The organism is Pseudobutyrivibrio sp. C4, assembly GCF_900111635.1.
GTDB lineage: Bacteria > Bacillota > Clostridia > Lachnospirales > Lachnospiraceae > Pseudobutyrivibrio > Pseudobutyrivibrio ruminis.
The window spans coordinates 137,282-153,461 of the sequence record NZ_FOHF01000005.1 but is presented as its reverse complement, the minus strand read 5'-3'; the positions used below and the strand labels follow the sequence as shown (position 1 = coordinate 153,461).

The window sequence follows — 16,180 nt, the reverse complement described above, 5'->3', positions numbered from 1 at the left end:
TTCCCCATATCCCCTAAACTTTACTGCTCTGCTTTATTCTTTAAATACTCTGAAATCATTGCGTATAAGGCGTCCGCAGTTGCCTCTACACCCATAAGCGAGCTGTTAACACAGAAATCATATCCTCTACTGTCGCCCCATTTCATTTTTGAATAGTAGTTGTGATATGCCTTACGTTTTTTATCATGTCTGAACATCTTTGCTTTGGCTTCAAGCTTATTTAATTTGTACAATCGACAGATACGTTCTGTCTTTGCCTCTTCTTCGCCTCTAACGAAAATAGATATAAGACCTGGATGGTCTCTCAAAACATTTTCTGAGCAACGTCCAACTACAACAAAGCTTTCTCCGCTTTCTGCCTTGTTTCTGATGAAGTCGAACTGAAGCTGTGCGATTTGATCCTGCACGCTTGAAGAATGTCCTCTGACTGTCCTGGTTAATCCCTGACGCTTGGTCTCCTCGTGCTTGTGCAACTCCTCAGCATCTATACCATTTCTTTCCGCCAAATGATCAAGCATGTTGCGGTCGTAAAGTGGTACATTAAACTTTTCCGCCAATCTGGAAGCAATTTCGTGTCCACCGCTTCCATACTCTCTACCTACTGAAATAATAAACTGCCCCATAAGTTTCCCCCTTCAGTATTGTTTTATACTTATATTCTAATTGATTCAAGCAAAGAAGTCGAGTTTATAAACCTTAGAAATATCTTACAAAAATGCTAATCATAGATACTGCAAGAACGATGATTGTTCCTGGAACTAATTCCTTACAGTATGTAGCCCAGCTGATAGGATAACCTTCCTTACCAGCTGTAGAGATACCAACAACATTTGCGCTGGCACCGATTGGTGTCATGCTTCCACCGATATCTGTTCCGATTGCAAGTGTCCATGCCATTGTAGACAAATCAACACCTGTAGTTGCAGCCAATGTTCTGATAACAGGAATCATTGTTGCTGAGAATGGAATGTTGTCGATGAATGCTGATGCAAAAGCACTTACCCAAAGGATAATTGCAATCATTAGGTAAGCATTTCCACCTGATACCTTTGCAATAAATTCTGCTATGACAACAAGTACACCAGTCTCCTCAAGACCACCTACTACAATAAACAATCCAATGAAGAATAATAATGTGTGGTAGTCAACTCTCTTAAGAAGAGTCAATGCCTTGCGACCTGAAGTTGCAAGTGTGATGATTGCAATAAATGTACCGATGAATGCTACTGTAAGTCCTGTTGTAGCATGTGTTACAAGCAATACAACTGCTGTTGCAAAAATGATTGTGCTTGTTAAGAACTCTTTCATGTTATCGATTTTAATTTCAACATCGATAGTTGCTGGATCAACTTTGTCTGCTGGATCCTGTAATCTATTTCTCATTGTGAAATAGAAATAGAGAATGATGATAACAAGTGAAACTGCACCAATTGCACCTGTGTTCATTACGAAATCTGAAAATGAAAATCCCAATGATGTACCAATGATAATGTTTGGTGGATCTCCACACATAGTGGCACTTCCGCCTAGGTTGGCACAAAAGATTTCTGCCATGATAACTGGAATTGGGTTGAACTTAAGTGTTCTCGCCAATCTGATAGTAACTGCTGCAAGGAACAAAATTACTGTAATTGAATCGATGAACATTGCAAGTACAGATGAAAGAACCATAAATGCAACGAATATTCTAATTGGCTCAAAGTGGGCAAGCTTTGCAATCTTGAGACAAAGCCAATCAAAGAATCCTGCTTCTGCCATTCCTTCAACCATGATCATCATTCCCCAAAGGAAAATGATTGTAGCCCAGTTGACGCCTGAAGTCTGCTCCGCAGATTCTCCTGCTTCATACCAAAAAGATGGTTTGAAAATACCTCCTATCGCCAGAGTGTTAACAAATGCTTCTACGCTTCTCATTCCAACACCGAAAACAAAAATGCTGGTCAAGGCACCGCAGCCAAGAGTAACGTAATGCTTAGGAAATCTATCCCAAACAATAAGCACAAACATAGAAATAAAAATTACTATAGCTAGTATTTCTGCTAACATATAATACTCCCTTTCTTTAATTAAAATAAATAAAACTCGTGGACAATATATAATTGCCCACGACATTTTTTATTTTATATTAGGCTGTATTTTTTTTAAAGTAAAAAATGCTAATTTATAGCGTTTTCCATCAACTTTTTCATTGATGCAGAATTCTTTATAGTACCCAAAATATTAATAACGGCCTGTTGTAATTCTCCAAGTGCAAGATATGCACCTCTATCAATGCCTTTATAGGTAATCAGTCTACTTCCGTCATCCTGTGTTTTTATACTGCAGAGACCTTGCTTCTCAAGTGATAATACCTTTTCACTTATCTGAGCATCAGCAGCGACTACTGTTGATACTTGCGCATCGCCACTCTTGTCCAAAAGGAATGACCCCCATTTTTCGTATGTAATCATTGGCTCATTATAAACATAATTCTTGTTTACAACAGTTACATATCCATCTGCCTCAAATGTAGGAGCTGTTTTAATCATTGCTTCAAGAATATGATCTGGATCGAAGCCTGGCATAATCAAATCACAACCTGCATGCAAATCATAAGCCTTTTCTGATTTAGAAGCCCAATCGGAAAGCACCATGCCTGTTGAACCCCAGTCGCTTTTAATAATATCTGTATTCAATCCTCTTTGGGATGAAGAATAAAGTCCATTAATCTTGTTACCAGAATTTAACAGACCTGCTGGTGCAGCTACCATTTGGCAAGCAGAGAATGGGCGAAGATAAAGCTCGCCAAAAGCCTGTCTTGATACATTAATATTTACATCCGAAGTACCACTTTCCTGATTATAAGTGGCCACATTCTTCATAATGACATCTCGGCCTTCATATCTCTTAACGCCAATAACAAATCCCGCGCCAAGTATTCCTGCAAGCGAAGGGTCCTCAGAATAAAATTCATAGGCTCTATTTCTCATAGGATTTCTGTGAATGTTAAGAGCTGGAGCTATACAGTAATCTATGCCATAGTATTCCATCTCTCTTCCATACACTCGACCCATACGAACCATTGCAGACATATCCCAGGTCTGGGCCATATTCATAGGTGAAGGAAAACATGTGCATGCCACCCCTTCGATTCTTAAACCTGATGGCCCATCAGCAAATGTTACCCCTGGAATACCAAGTGTAGTTGCAAACTGTGATGTGGTTCTTGCGGATATTCCAAGCTTATTCTTTTCATGAATAATATCAAAATTGAGGCGTTTCTCGCTTTCTACTTTTGACTCGCCACATTCGCCAGCCACTATGCGGGCTAATACTTCCGGTGATAATGAAGAAACAAATTCCTCCATTGATACTTTATTTTTAATAACATCAAACAATGTTGTTGAGCCACACGGTTTGAAATACTCCAGATTTTCATGAACCCTGGTAGGCATACTGTATGGATTCTCATTTACATAGGAAGCATACTTGCTACCTTCTGTAAGATAGGTTGTAACCTCCTGTTTTACCGGAACATATTTATTTTCTGAATTGTAATCGTCCCCTGATAATGAAGCTACCTTTATATAGCCTGTATCTTCCTCTGCTCTAGGAGATGGTGATAGGAATTTCAATTCCTTTGTAGGTTCCATAACATTTGTAACTCTTTTGATAATAGTCATCCTATCTAGAACAACCTTAGCACAAAGCTTTGTATCTCTTGAATTTGAACCTAGTCTAAAGAGGTAGTCACCCTTTTCCATGACCCATGCAGTGCTTTCCTCGTCAAATGAGCACAATGGCATGATTGGAATCTTTATAGTCATCTCCTCTGATTCACCTGGCTTAAGCTTTCCAGTCTTACCAAATCCTGCCAAAATCTGATACGGCTTTTCAATATTTCCCTGAGGCTGGCTGCAATACAATTGAACAACCTGTCGGCCGGCGCAGTCACCAGTGTTGGTAACCTTCACACGCATCACAACAGCCATCCAGCTTGCTTCCAAATATTCCAATTCCATGTCAAAGGATGTGTAGCTTAGACCAAAGCCAAAAGGAAATAGAGGCGTCACATCAAATGCATCAAAATAACGATATCCCACAAAGATACCTTCTTTATAATCGATTTCATTTGATTTTGCCGATTTGTTTAAAACTGATGGGCTATAGCAAGTCGAATAATCCTTGTACTTTTTAGCCCAGGTTGCAGTAAGGCGACCGCTCGGATTTACTGCGCCCGTCAATACATCAGCTAATGAGTTGCCTGCTTCCATGCCAGGCACACCCATATAAATAATCGCCTTAACGCTTTTCATCCTTGCAACAGATGAAAGCTCCAGCATGCAGGAATTAATTACTAGAATTACATTTTTGAAAGAGCTGGCAATCAATCCGATATTGCTAAGCTCGGTTTCTGTGAGTTGGTATTGATTCTCTCCACCTTCCTCACCTTCACTTATAATTCCATGTCGTACTACATATATACATGTATCAGTACCTAAAATTGCTTCTGCCATATCTGCGACAGAAATAGGTACTTCAGGAGTACGGCAGCGCTTCCCCTCGAAGGCCAATCCCTTCTTCGCTACCTGCTTCTCCTTTTTCTCGTTAAGCTTTACCGCCTTTTCCATTTTACTCAGCCAGCTATCGGTAGTTAACGTAAATCCGTTATTTAGCAAACCTTCTTTAACGTTTACAGTGGAATCCGTAAATACGTAGTTGAAGTATAGACCACAAATAACTGTGTCTACTGCACCTGCTCCAAACAGCGCAACATTACCCTTATTCATTGGTAAAATCCCGCTATTTTTAAGCAACACCATACCGTCTGCGCCTAATCCACGAACTACATCTCTGTGTTCAGGAAATTGCATTTTGCTGGTTTTAGAAAACACTCCCCTTAAACGTTTGATGTCCATAATGTAATACTCCCAAAATCAACAATTTTTCCCTTATTATCCCCACAAAAAGCTTTTTTTTCGTTAGTGAATATGATACTATCTTTTTATTTAAAAAATGTGTCTAAATTGTTAACTTTGGCTAGTTTATAGGAGATTTTTATGTTTAAAGATATGTTTGCTAATGATTCATCTCTATCTTTTGAAGTATTTCCTCCAAAGAAGGACGATGAATTCGAAAATTGTTACAAGGTACTAGACTCACTTTCTGAATTAAAGCCAGACTTCATAAGCGTTACTTATGGTGCCGGTGGAAGCCGTTCAAAGAAGACTGTTGAAATAGCTTCTTATATTCAGAACGAATTACACACAGACGCTATGGCTCATATGACTTGTGTCGGTTCCTCTTCAGAAGACATTCTTGCAGTGACCCGTGACTTGGAGGCAGTTGGCGTCAATCACGTGCTTGCTCTGCGCGGTGACAAACCTCGCGACATGTCAGACGAACAGTTCAATAAAAGGGTATTCCCTCATGCTACCGATTTGATTCGTTTCTTAAACGAAAACACAAAGCTTGATATCTCCGCTTCCTGCTATCCTGAAAAACATCCAGAAGCAATGTCTATGGATTCTGATTTAGCTTTCATGAAGATGAAGCAGGATATGGGCGCCAAAATGTTTATCTCCCAGTTATTCTTTGATAACGCAGATTTCTATCGCTTTACAGAGCGCGCCGACAAGGCAGGCATCACTATTCCTATCGTAGCAGGAATCATGCCTATCACATCTGCAAAACAGATTGGATCTACAGTCACACTTGCAGGCTCATCTGTACCAAAGAAATTAGCTGACATCTGTGCAAGATATGGAGAGTCACCAGATGACATGCGCAAGGCCGGAATCGAATACGCTATCGATTAGATTAGAGACCTTCGTAAATGCGGAGTTGGTCACATCCACATCTATTGCATGAACAAACCTAAGATGACAGCAGAAATCTGTAAGTCTATCTAGTTAGCTACATGCTATTGAATGTGATACAATAGATTTACATTTTACGATACCACGGGGGTACTATTATGGATGGAAAAAAGATAGAGCAGGAAATGCTCGAAATTACAAAAGAGCTCATGAAGGATTACAAATCCGACAGAGCAATAGATAAACTTGATACATATCATCAGCCAAACAAAGATAGCATCATCGACATCACTATGAAGCTTCTTCGTGTTGTTTATCCTGGCTATTATCGTGATCACGTATACAAGGTCTACAACGTAGAAACCAACATCAACACTCTTATGGAGGATGTTGTTTACAATCTTAACAAACAAATTTCACTTGTACTTTGCTACAACTCTGTATTTGACGGTTGTGGTGATGAGATTTGCACTACAAAGGCTGAGGAGCTTTCACTGGCATTCCTCAAGAGAATACCTCACGTTCGTGCTCTTCTGGACACAGATTTGCAGGCTGCCTTCGATGGCGACCCTGCCGCTACAAGCATCGACGAAATCATCTTTGCTTACCCAGGCATTTTAGCAATCACAATCTATCGTCTTGCACACGAGCTATACTTACTTGGAGTACCTATCATTCCACGTATTATGACTGAGTACGCTCACTCAAATACAGGTATCGACATTCACCCAGGTGCAACCATCGGCGAATACTTCTTCATCGACCACGGCACCGGCATCGTAATCGGTGAAACCACAGTCATCGGCAACAACGTAAAAGTATACCAGGGTGTTACACTTGGTGCCCTTTCTACTCGCGGTGGCCAATGCCTTCGCGGTGTCCGCAGACACCCAACCATCGAAGACAACGTAACAATCTACTCCAACGCATCAATCCTCGGTGGCGACACCGTAATCGGACACGATTCCATCATCGGAGGCTCAACCTTCATCACCGAATCCGTACCACCCGAATCCCGCATCTACTACGACGTAAAGTAGCGGCATCATCGGGGTTGTATAGTAAATAGGACACCTCCCCGGCCCCTTGGCCCGCGCTATGGAGCTGTAGGGGTGTCGATTTCGCGAATATTATAGTTTTTCTTAGCACAATAGGAGAGCATACTGCAGGTGTCTTATTGCGGGATGAACTTTTCCCAGATTTGTTTATCTAAGACGGACACATGAAATTATTTATATGTATTTCCAAAGTCATGGTTCCTTGGGTTCATATTACATTCGCTAAGTAGAATTAAAAAAGAGATATTTGTATGTATGAGCATCGTGGCACATTCAACGTCCTGTTTCAAGTGACCACTGCTGCCGCCGTCCTAGCGGCAGCTGCTCATTCATATCAAATATCTCTTTTTATTCTACTAAGCTTATTCCAAAATCACCCAAGGTAACCATGATTTTTGAAATACATTTTAATCTAAGTATAAGAATGTCCGTCAATAGATAAACAAATCTGGAAAATGTACAGACCTGCAAAAGACAACTGTAAATAAAGTATGCTCTCCTTGTGCTTTAGAAAAACATAATATTCATGCGATGACACCCCTACAGCTCCATAGCGCGGGCCAGGGCAGGGGAGGTGTCCCATAATTTAGATTACCCCGATGATGCCGCATGCTAGTACGATGATGCCTAGCGCGATTCGGTACCATCCGAAGACTTTGAAGTCGTGCTTCTTGATGTAGTCCATCAGGAATTTGATTACGAACATTGATACGGCGAAGGCTACTACCATGCCTACGATAAGGATGGCTGCTTCCATGGCTGTGAAGCTGAGGCCAAACTTTAGGATTTTGAGAAGGCTGGCGCCAAGCATTACAGGGATAGCAAGGTAGAATGTGTACTCTGCGGCTGTAGTTCTAGCGACACCGATTAACAGTGCACCTACGATTGTGGCGCCTGAACGAGATGTGCCAGGGAAGATAGCAGCGATGAGCTGGAACATACCAATTAAAAATGCTGTAGTGTATGTGATGTCGGCTACGGCATTAATCTTTGCCTTGTGGCCTGACTTCATGTTTTCAACCAAGATAAATGCTACACCAAAGATGATAAGCATGATTGCTACTGTAGTGTAGTTGTAGAAAAGCTCTTCGAATAAATCGTCCCATAATACTCCAACGATTGCAGCTGGAACGCATGATACTAAAATGTGGAACCATAAAACAAAGATATCTTTTTTGATCCATGCACCAATTCCGCTTTCTGATAATGGTGCTTTGTTGTTTTTCTTGCCAAATGGCCAAATGCTGTTCCAGAAAATCAAAACTACAGCAAGGATTGCACCGAGCTGAATTACTACCTGGAACATGCTGTAAAACTCTTCTGATACATTGAGCTTTACGATTTCATCTAAAAGAATCATGTGGCCTGTGCTACTGATAGGTAACCATTCTGTGATTCCTTCAACTATACCGAATAATATGGCTTTTAAAATTTCAATCATAATTATCCTCCATTAATTAAAAAGAACTGCTGCATACACAGCAGTTCTCATTATATACTTTTATATATTTTCCTTCCAGCTATTCCTAAGAAGTCGCTCCTCTCGTTTCTTTTCTTCCTCTTCCTGCTTTGTCTGCATGATTGCATTGTTAAGCTGAAGCATCTTGGTATCCATCATTGAAACGATTTCAGAACACTCACGAAGGTCGCGGCTGATGTACTCAGGAGCATTACCTTCGAACTTGTAGTAGATTTTGTGCTCCAAGCTTGCCCAGAAGTCCATTCCGATTGTACGAATCTGGATTTCTACCTTTGTATCAACTGTCTTGTCTGAAAGATAGATAGGAATTGTTACAAGCATATGATAACTCTTGTAGCCAGATTCCTTTGGATTCTTGATGTAGTCCTTTATAGAAACGACTGTAACATCTGTCTGACGTCCAATCATTTCTGCAATCTGATAAATATCTGATGTAAAGGAACAAACTATTCTTACACCTGCAATATCGTTACAGTGTTCAATCATGTTTGGAATGGAAATTTCGTATCCATTCTTTTTTAATTTCTTAACGATACTCTCTGGTGTCTTTACTCTTGTTTTAATGTATTCAATTGGATTATATTGATGTACCTGCTGAAATTCGTCGTTGAGAATTTCTACCTTAGTACGAAACTTTTTAATGGCTGACTCATATAGCAGCATAACGGTGTTCCAAGAATTTACTCCGTCATCTGGAAACATACCTAAATCCACAATGAATCACCTCCCCATATTTATTACTACTATATAATAGCATACTTTCTCTGATAAATTATTAACAAATTCTAAAATTTGAAATTGTATAAAAAGGGGAGTCTAATCTTCTTCTAATACATGAATTTCCAAATAATCAAATGGGATTTCGTCTACGAAATTATCCTGTGTAAAACGGGCTTTTCCGTGACGTTTGAATTCTCTGATTGTAGATTCCAACCATACCGGTTTGCTTGTATCAAATTCATAGCTAGCTTTATCCACTGCAGCAAATATTTTATGTGTACGTGTCTCTTCTGATTCATCCTCCACAACATAGTCATGAAGCATGTGATTGTCTTTCCATGATTTAAACCAAATTCGCATTATTCTAATCCCTTTTATAAAACATATATAGCGTTACTTTGGTAGGTGCTTTATATGTTCCGCTTTTTCTATAATTTTTTCTTTCCAGTTGTCATCCTCAGCTTCTAGCTTGTAGGTGGTGTAACCATACTGAGGCCCCAAAGAGCATACCACAGTTTCATCATCTACGTGAAGAGAAATTCTGTATTTGCTTGGAAGTTTTTGAGGAAGTATATCTTTGTTTCCCTGCTGAACTTCCTTCAGATGACGCTGAGCATTTACTATACCATCAAAATGAACGTTATAGTGTTTAAATAGTCTTTTGATATATTTTTCCGGTCTAAAAGAAGACGTGTAAATCCAAACTTCGTACCCCAGCCGCTGTAATTCCTTTACTAAATCCGGAGTGCCAAGTCTTAGTCTTTCTTTATAAATGATATTGAGAGGAAACTTGAGCTGAGGCTCTGCCTTTATATAATTTGGATTAACAAATAGTACCTCATCCAAATCAAAGGAGACCCTCATCTTTTCCTCGTGATTTTTCTTTTTATTCATCCCTTTGCCCTCATTTAGGCATCAATTTCCTTAATGATATCCATAACCGATTTCGACCAGTTTACACCTTCATCGATAGTGAAATCTTGGAAATCTTTACGCACATTATCTATCATTAAAACCGCATCATTATCTATATGCAAAGTAAACAAATACTTACTAGCATACAGGTTCTGCATTTCATTTTTTTCCTCTTCAGACTGCTTTCTCTTCGATGTACCAGTTACAATACCTGTTACATGAACATGATACTTTTTAAATAATGCTCTTAAATACTCCTTTGAATAAAACTTTGAGCTGTATAACCAAATGTCATATCCATCTTTGTTCAGCATATTGAAAAGAGCAGGTATTCCCAGTCTCAACTTATCTTTATAAAGCTTATTGAGTGGGAATGGTAAATCTTTTTCTGCTGGTCCATTGTTTTGATTATAAAAAACAACCTCATCCAAATCCAGCGTTACTCGCTTGTCATGCTTTGAATTATTAATAATATCTTTGATTTCCTGATTGTGAGTCACATTTATGACTTGCACAGGAATCTTTGCGTAGCCTAGTTTAAGTGCAGCAGCCCACCTATGGTGACCATTTAAAATCATATATCCATCTGGTCTGATTTTTTCCACCATGATAGGATCTTCACCATCAAAATAATCCATACTGTGATTTGAATTATAGATATATTTCTTTTCATATTCAGAAATAATTCGATAGCTTGGTCCCACGGTCGGAATAGAAAACTCGTCATCTGGATTAGGATGAAGAATTGTACATGGAGCCTTCTTCACCAAAACTCGATTTAAAAATCCAGCCTTAACAGGCATTGCTACTCCAGCGTATTTCGCTATATCATCAGCAATATACTGATCAAATGCTACACTAATATTTTTGCTCATAGGTCCCCTCACACTTTCGTCTGATTCTCCCTATGGATGTATAATATCACACTCTAAAACGAAAATAGTGAAGAAATGGTAAAAGCTAACAAACCAAATAAAAAAATTGGGATGTTAGCTTTTAATGCAATAATTATTTAATTAGTTCTGCTATGGCGGTGACTAAATCACCCTGATTCGAAATTGATATTTTTATATCTGAAGCTCCAATTTGAGGTAGAATCTTTAGGACATTCTCATTACCGTTAAACCTTGGAGCCCCATTGGATATTCTTATGGTTTCTACATTTCTAAAATCAAAATTAATTTCTGGATAATTTCCACATATGGCTTTATAAACAGCCTCTTTTACAGCAAACCTTCCAGCAAGGAACTGATAATAGTCAATTGAGGAGTCTGCATCTTTCAGTTCCCTGTCTGTAAATGTTTGTCGGACGAAATTCCCGTTTAGTCTTTCGTCCAGATTATGTATTTCACTTATCGAAACTAGGTCTATTCCGACCCCTAAGACATTTGACATAATTACTTCTTCTGTCCCATGGCACGTACTGCAGAAATAACAACATTACCCTTGATTTCTGAAACAGGTGCCCCTCTTGAGCAATCACATACAATACTGTTGAATCCCTGTAGCATTGGGCCATAAGCATCTGCATGACCAAACTGCTGAATAAGTTTTACAGCTGTATTTCCTACGTTAAGGTCTGGCCAAATAAGTACATTAGCCTTACCTGCAACCTTGCTTTCGCGGTTAACCTTCTTTGCAGCTACTGCTGGAACAATTGCTGCATCAAGCTGGAACTCTCCATCAATATCAAGGTCTGGACGCTTTTCATTTGCAATTGCAAGAGCTTCCTTTACCTTATCAATAAGCTCACCCTGACCAGAACCAAGTGTTGAGTAGCAAATCATTGCACATCTTGGCTCCCAATCAAGAAGTCCCTTAACTGTATCACATGCAGAGATAGCAATATCAGCAAGCTGCTCAGCTGATGGATTTGTACATACAGCACTATCACCAACTGCAAGAAGCTGGCCTTCGCTTCCTTCAAATCCAGGAATATCGCAAAGTCCAATAGATGAAACTGTGCTGATGCCTTCCTTAAGACCGATAATCATCTGACCAGCGAGAAGAACATCTCCTGTTGTATTATCGATACCTGCAAATGTAACATCTGCCTCACCAACAGCCTGCATAGCCATTGCATAATAAAGAGGATTTTCCATACGACGTCCAAGAGCTTTCTCCTTAAGACGTGTGTTAGGAAGGGCTACATACTTTGCAATAACCTCATTCTTGTAATTCTCTTCCGCGATATCTACTATCGTAAATACGGATTCATCATAGCCTCTTTCAGCTATAAGTTCTTTAATCTTTGCAGAGTTACCAACAAGTATAGGAACAATATAGCCTTCCTGTCCACACTCATAAGCAGCCTGCATCATCTTTTCATTTTCAGCCTCTGGAAAGGCTACCTTTTGAGGGTTAGCCTTGGCCTTGTCATAGATTTTATCAAGTACGCTCATATTAAAGTTCCTCTTCAACCTTATCAACAAGATCTCCGATTGTCTTGCAAGCAGCAGCATCTGAAAGCTGAATCATTGCATCTAACTCATTTTCAATCTCAGAAACAAGACCAACCATCATTACAGATGTTCCGCTAATATCCTTTCCAAATTCTGAATCTACTGAAAGTGTAGCCTCATCTGCGTTGTAGCACTGTGCTACCATCTTAATAATCTGTGCCTCAAGTTCTTTTCTTTCCATTTTTCTAATCCTCCTAGTCCGGCAGTTACGCACACAAGCCTTAGTATTTCTTCGCTCGACAACACCTCTCGCTTAAGAAATCTAAGAGCTTGTGCACTACTGCCTCATCTAAATAATAAAATTACTGTTCGTCTAATTCGTAGACTACGGTTTTGAATCCACCATCTCTGTCAATAATTTTTGCATGTACTGGAAGTGGAAGCTTATCCAAAAGCTCTGGACGAGTCTTCTTGCTAATCCCTACAACTACGCCATTAAACTCAGCGCCTTCTTCTGTTTCGATAACGCCGTAAGCGTATTTGCCCATTCTCTCCTTATACTCAGGCTTTGATGAAAGTGGTGCAGGAAGAACGATAGACTTCATTACAGCCTTACCGCTAAGCTCAATCCACTCTGTGTCATCGCAACCGCAAGTATTACAAGCATATACTGGTGGAAACTCTACAGCTCCACATCTCTTACACTTTCTACCAAGTAACTTGCCCTGCTCTAAGCCTTCGTAATATGTCTGTACAACCTTTTCAAGCTTAAGATTTGACTCCTTAGCTGGCTCCTTAGATGGCTCAAAATCATCTACTGTCTCAAGCATGATAGCTGCAACGTTCTGAGAACCGCCGTAACCTCTAAGCATTGCTGTCTTAGGAAGCTTCTTAACCTGGTGCTCACCGCACTCACCACGCATCTGCATACAGCACTCATAAACGTCTGCAAGACCTGAAGCTGCATGTGCATGTCCGAATGATGTACGTCCACCGTTTGTGTTGATTGGCTTGTCACCATCAAATGCTGTTCTTCCATCACAAATGTATTTCCAGCCCTCACCGTATGGTAAGTATCCAGCGATTTCAGCTGCATAAAGATGTGATGTAATAATAAAATCGTTTGCGAAGAAGATATCAAGATCATCTCCTGACTTTCCTGTAAGCTCATATACCTGGCGAACAGCTTCCTTAGTTGCGTTGATTTCAAAGTGAGGTGTTGATGCTTCACAAGCAGCACTACCAATACCAATGATTTCAATTGGCTTATGTCTCAAGTTTTTGCAAAGCTCTGGAATCTTCTCTGTTGCAATTACGATACAAGCTGCTGCACCGTCACACTTACGCTCGATTCCTTCCATTCTAAGGAAATCACCAGACTTTGGATTGTATGGGCTTCTCATATAATCCATTACATTGTCGAAGCCTTTCTCCTTTGCAATGTCCTCAAACTCCTCATGTGTGATTGCAAGTGGGTTGTGAACTGCATTGTGTCTGTTGTTGATTGCCATGTGGTTAAGAGTATCGTCCATCTGCTCTGGAGTGATACCTCGAGTTCTAACATAATCCTCTGCGCAATCATCATAGATAAGTTCCATTGGAGCCATAAGTGGTCTTGCATATGTCTTGTCATAAATCCATGCAGTTGTCTTAAGGAATTTCTCCATTGTCATCTTATCTCTCTTGAATGGATGCTTTGGATCCTCTACGCTCTCGCTTGGTGAAGGAACAGCGTCACCAAATTCTACTGCACCTGTAAGTACGCAATCATACTTACCTGATGCGACTGCGTTTGCTGCGATTTCAAGTGCAAGATAACCTGTACAGCAAGCCTCAGAATGATGCATAGAGCCTTTGCCCTTCATACCAAACCAGTTTGCCACCTGGACATTAGGTGTAATATAGTTTGAACCATTAAGTGGATTTGCCTGACCATGGAAATAATAATCAACATCCTTTGGTTCAACACCAGCATCTTCCATTGCTTTTAGAGCTGCATATCCAAACATTTCACCCTCTGTTAAACCAGCTGTCTCTGGATTGTCAAGAGTATTCATAAATGGAGTACAACTAACGCCTACAATAGAAACGCTTCTTGAATACTTATTAATCTTAGTCTGATTCATCTCTTATTCTCCTTTAAATAATCTACTCCGCAGGTACCCAGCAAGGCTCACCTGTGTACACCTTCGCTTCCTCTTCGCCGTCGAGAACACGAATTGCTCCAGCAGCCATAGCTTCTAGCTCAAACTCACCTGGATATGCAGTTACTGGTGCAATCCAAGAGCATGCTTCTGTAATATCAGCTACGAGCTTTTTGTTATGAACCATTCCACCACCAAGAAGAATTCCATCTACCTGGCCATGAAGAACTGCTGCCATAGAGCCAATATATCTAATAATCTGGTATGTCATTGTATCCCAGATTAGCTTAGCTTCTTTATCTCCCGCTTCTGCTCTGTTAAATACATCGAGAGCATCTGAAGTATTCAAATGGCTTACAAAGCCACCTGTTTTAGTAGTAAGTGATAATGTTTCCTTTTTATCTGGATGCTCATATGCATATCTAATCATCTGAGCAGCTGGTACTGAGCCACAACGGGTTGGTGCCATTGGGCCATCTCCAGCAACAATATCATTTCCATCAATCATCTTGCCCTTACGGTGAGCAGAAATTGAAACTCCTCCACCGATATGACAAACTACATAATTTTTATCTTCGTATTTAACACCATTTAAATTACTGTGTCTGATAGCTGTCTCTTTAAGATTTAAGGCATGTAAGTGTGACTGTCTGTACACACCTTTGATTCCTGTCATTCTTGCTTCGATAATAAATTCATCTGTATCAGGTGGATTTACTACGAATGCTGGCTTTGAATACTGATTTGCGAATTCTGCTGCAAGCTGAGAACCTAACTGAGCTGGATGTTGGATTCCATTTGCTCCTCTTCTTGCATGATCAAGAATTGTTTCATCTACTTTGTATGTGCCACCTTCTACCGAAAGAAGTCCGCCACCACGGCCAACGAATGCATCGACCTGTGAAAGATCAATACCTGCTTTTTTTATTTCTTCTAAAATCAAATCTCTTCTGTAAGGAAGCTGATCACTAATGCCGGCAAATTCTGCCAGCTTTGCTGCGTCATGTGATACATTCACCGAGAACTCTAATTTATCTCCATCAAAGTAACCTACCTTTGTAGATGTAGAGCCTGGGTTAATTGTTAAAATCTTATAACTCATTCTATTCTCCTAAAACTCATCTCAGGATTTATGATTATTTATGTTGTGCATTATCTCTTTAATACTTTTATAAGCATCTTCTGAAATAAATCTCCCACAACTCCTACATACCAAACACCGGCTAGCATTGCTGCTGCAATCTGTAGTGGCATACTTCCTACAGCTGCAATATCCATTGGTCCCATGATAGTAAGTCCAATAGCCCAACCTGCAAGCCATGCTGGTACAAATATTGCTTTTTCTCCAATTGTGCCAAGGATGACTGCGAGCCCACCCATGACAAAAAGTGTGAGATAAAGTGTAAGATTAGGATTTAGAGTGCTGTGAGCCATTATTGTAAGAGCAATAAAAGCCCACACATCTCCTAATAAGAATCCTAGGGAAACTGGAATTGCTTTTTTGATATTATTTCCAAGACATGCGAAAAGTCCTGCACAAATAAGTGCTACCGCACCTACTGTCACACCAATGTAGGGCGATAAAACCGCCCATATTGGTGGAAGTAAGGCAACGGTAAATGCCAATGTTAAGGCATTAATCCATTTTTCCTTCATTTTGTAA

The 16,180-nt window shown here is 39.9% G+C and carries 16 protein-coding genes; 2 read left to right on the top strand and 14 right to left on the bottom strand.

The genetic code is table 11. From position 1 onward, the window contains the following. Positions 1-20: 20 nt before the first annotated feature. The 3 genes from BMY66_RS09645 to BMY66_RS09635 form a co-directional block, all read right to left on the bottom strand. A complete protein-coding gene (locus BMY66_RS09645; protein ID WP_090394991.1) occupies positions 21-623 on the bottom strand; it encodes a cytidylate kinase-like family protein in 603 nt (200 codons plus the stop codon). A 73-nt stretch (positions 624-696) separates the two neighbouring features. Beyond that, on the bottom strand, positions 697-2,046 hold the full coding sequence (locus tag BMY66_RS09640) for an ArsB/NhaD family transporter (protein ID WP_090394990.1): 1,350 nt from the start codon (positions 2,044-2,046) through the stop codon (positions 697-699). Between the two features lie 110 nt (positions 2,047-2,156). Beyond that, on the bottom strand, positions 2,157-4,853 hold the full coding sequence (locus BMY66_RS09635; RefSeq protein WP_177175643.1) for a glycoside hydrolase family 3 protein: 2,697 nt from the start codon (positions 4,851-4,853) through the stop codon (positions 2,157-2,159). Positions 4,854-5,039: 186 nt separating this feature from the next. On the opposite strand from BMY66_RS09635, the gene BMY66_RS09630 reads away from it, so the two are divergent. Beyond that, entirely contained in the window at positions 5,040-5,798 is a 759-nt protein-coding gene (locus tag BMY66_RS09630; RefSeq protein ID WP_242942701.1) for a methylenetetrahydrofolate reductase, read from the top strand. Positions 5,799-5,956: 158 nt separating this feature from the next. Beyond that, entirely contained in the window at positions 5,957-6,838 is an 882-nt protein-coding gene (locus BMY66_RS09625) for a serine O-acetyltransferase (RefSeq protein ID WP_044935679.1), read from the top strand. A 604-nt stretch (positions 6,839-7,442) separates the two neighbouring features. Here the strand turns inward: BMY66_RS09625 and BMY66_RS09620 are convergent. The 11 genes from BMY66_RS09620 to BMY66_RS09570 all read right to left on the bottom strand — a co-directional run bounded on the left by BMY66_RS09620 (position 7,443) and on the right by BMY66_RS09570 (position 16,173). Beyond that, positions 7,443-8,297, bottom strand: coding sequence for an undecaprenyl-diphosphate phosphatase (locus BMY66_RS09620; RefSeq protein ID WP_177175642.1), 855 nt, complete (start codon positions 8,295-8,297; stop codon positions 7,443-7,445). Between the two features lie 60 nt (positions 8,298-8,357). Continuing rightward, the gene (locus tag BMY66_RS09615) at positions 8,358-9,038 is read right to left on the bottom strand and encodes a GTP pyrophosphokinase (protein ID WP_044936211.1); all 681 of its coding nucleotides are present in this window, start codon (positions 9,036-9,038) and stop codon (positions 8,358-8,360) included. A 114-nt stretch (positions 9,039-9,152) separates the two neighbouring features. After that, positions 9,153-9,419: a hypothetical protein gene (locus BMY66_RS09610; RefSeq protein ID WP_044935676.1), complete on the bottom strand. Its 267-nt coding sequence runs from the start codon at positions 9,417-9,419 to the stop codon at positions 9,153-9,155. A 30-nt stretch (positions 9,420-9,449) separates the two neighbouring features. Further along, complete coding sequence (locus BMY66_RS09605) at positions 9,450-9,950, bottom strand: HAD family hydrolase (RefSeq protein ID WP_242942700.1); 501 nt, start codon at positions 9,948-9,950, stop codon at positions 9,450-9,452. A gap of 14 nt (positions 9,951-9,964) precedes the next feature. Then, positions 9,965-10,846, bottom strand: a complete 882-nt coding sequence (locus tag BMY66_RS09600; RefSeq protein ID WP_044935674.1) for a ParB/RepB/Spo0J family partition protein — start codon at positions 10,844-10,846, stop codon at positions 9,965-9,967. A gap of 133 nt (positions 10,847-10,979) precedes the next feature. Next, positions 10,980-11,366 (bottom strand): holo-ACP synthase, encoded by a 387-nt coding sequence (locus tag BMY66_RS09595; RefSeq protein WP_090394987.1) that lies wholly within the window; start codon positions 11,364-11,366, stop codon positions 10,980-10,982. A 2-nt stretch (positions 11,367-11,368) separates the two neighbouring features. Further along, positions 11,369-12,373, bottom strand: coding sequence for a phosphate acyltransferase (locus BMY66_RS09590; protein WP_090394986.1), 1,005 nt, complete (start codon positions 12,371-12,373; stop codon positions 11,369-11,371). 1 nt (position 12,374) lies between these two features. Further along, entirely contained in the window at positions 12,375-12,614 is a 240-nt protein-coding gene (locus BMY66_RS09585; protein WP_044935665.1) for an acyl carrier protein, read from the bottom strand. Between the two features lie 121 nt (positions 12,615-12,735). After that, positions 12,736-14,499: a thiolase C-terminal domain-containing protein gene (locus tag BMY66_RS09580; RefSeq protein ID WP_330387098.1), complete on the bottom strand. Its 1,764-nt coding sequence runs from the start codon at positions 14,497-14,499 to the stop codon at positions 12,736-12,738. 22 nt (positions 14,500-14,521) lie between these two features. Next, positions 14,522-15,619 carry a butyrate kinase gene (gene buk, locus BMY66_RS09575; RefSeq protein WP_090394985.1) on the bottom strand — a complete coding sequence of 366 codons (1,098 nt, stop codon included), beginning with the start codon at positions 15,617-15,619 and terminating at the stop codon, positions 14,522-14,524. Between the two features lie 50 nt (positions 15,620-15,669). After that, on the bottom strand, positions 15,670-16,173 hold the full coding sequence (locus BMY66_RS09570) for a DUF1097 domain-containing protein (protein WP_044935661.1): 504 nt from the start codon (positions 16,171-16,173) through the stop codon (positions 15,670-15,672). Positions 16,174-16,180: the final 7 nt, after the last annotated feature.

Coding starts and splice junctions, on each gene's coding strand:
- BMY66_RS09645 (WP_090394991.1), bottom strand. CDS start 623: ATGGGGCAGTTTATTATTTCAGTAGGTAGAGAGTATGGAAGCGGTGGA.
- BMY66_RS09640 (WP_090394990.1), bottom strand. CDS start 2,046: ATGTTAGCAGAAATACTAGCTATAGTAATTTTTATTTCTATGTTTGTG.
- BMY66_RS09635 (WP_177175643.1), bottom strand. CDS start 4,853: ATGCAATTTCCTGAACACAGAGATGTAGTTCGTGGATTAGGCGCAGAC.
- BMY66_RS09630 (WP_242942701.1), top strand. CDS start 5,040: ATGTTTAAAGATATGTTTGCTAATGATTCATCTCTATCTTTTGAAGTA.
- BMY66_RS09625 (WP_044935679.1), top strand. CDS start 5,957: ATGGATGGAAAAAAGATAGAGCAGGAAATGCTCGAAATTACAAAAGAG.
- BMY66_RS09620 (WP_177175642.1), bottom strand. CDS start 8,297: ATGATTGAAATTTTAAAAGCCATATTATTCGGTATAGTTGAAGGAATC.
- BMY66_RS09615 (WP_044936211.1), bottom strand. CDS start 9,038: ATGTTTCCAGATGACGGAGTAAATTCTTGGAACACCGTTATGCTGCTA.
- BMY66_RS09605 (WP_242942700.1), bottom strand. CDS start 9,950: ATGAATAAAAAGAAAAATCACGAGGAAAAGATGAGGGTCTCCTTTGAT.
- BMY66_RS09600 (WP_044935674.1), bottom strand. CDS start 10,846: ATGAGCAAAAATATTAGTGTAGCATTTGATCAGTATATTGCTGATGAT.
- BMY66_RS09595 (WP_090394987.1), bottom strand. CDS start 11,366: ATGTCAAATGTCTTAGGGGTCGGAATAGACCTAGTTTCGATAAGTGAA.
- BMY66_RS09590 (WP_090394986.1), bottom strand. CDS start 12,373: ATGAGCGTACTTGATAAAATCTATGACAAGGCCAAGGCTAACCCTCAA.
- BMY66_RS09585 (WP_044935665.1), bottom strand. CDS start 12,614: ATGGAAAGAAAAGAACTTGAGGCACAGATTATTAAGATGGTAGCACAG.
- BMY66_RS09580 (WP_330387098.1), bottom strand. CDS start 14,499: ATGAATCAGACTAAGATTAATAAGTATTCAAGAAGCGTTTCTATTGTA.
- buk (WP_090394985.1), bottom strand. CDS start 15,619: ATGAGTTATAAGATTTTAACAATTAACCCAGGCTCTACATCTACAAAG.
- BMY66_RS09570 (WP_044935661.1), bottom strand. CDS start 16,173: ATGAAGGAAAAATGGATTAATGCCTTAACATTGGCATTTACCGTTGCC.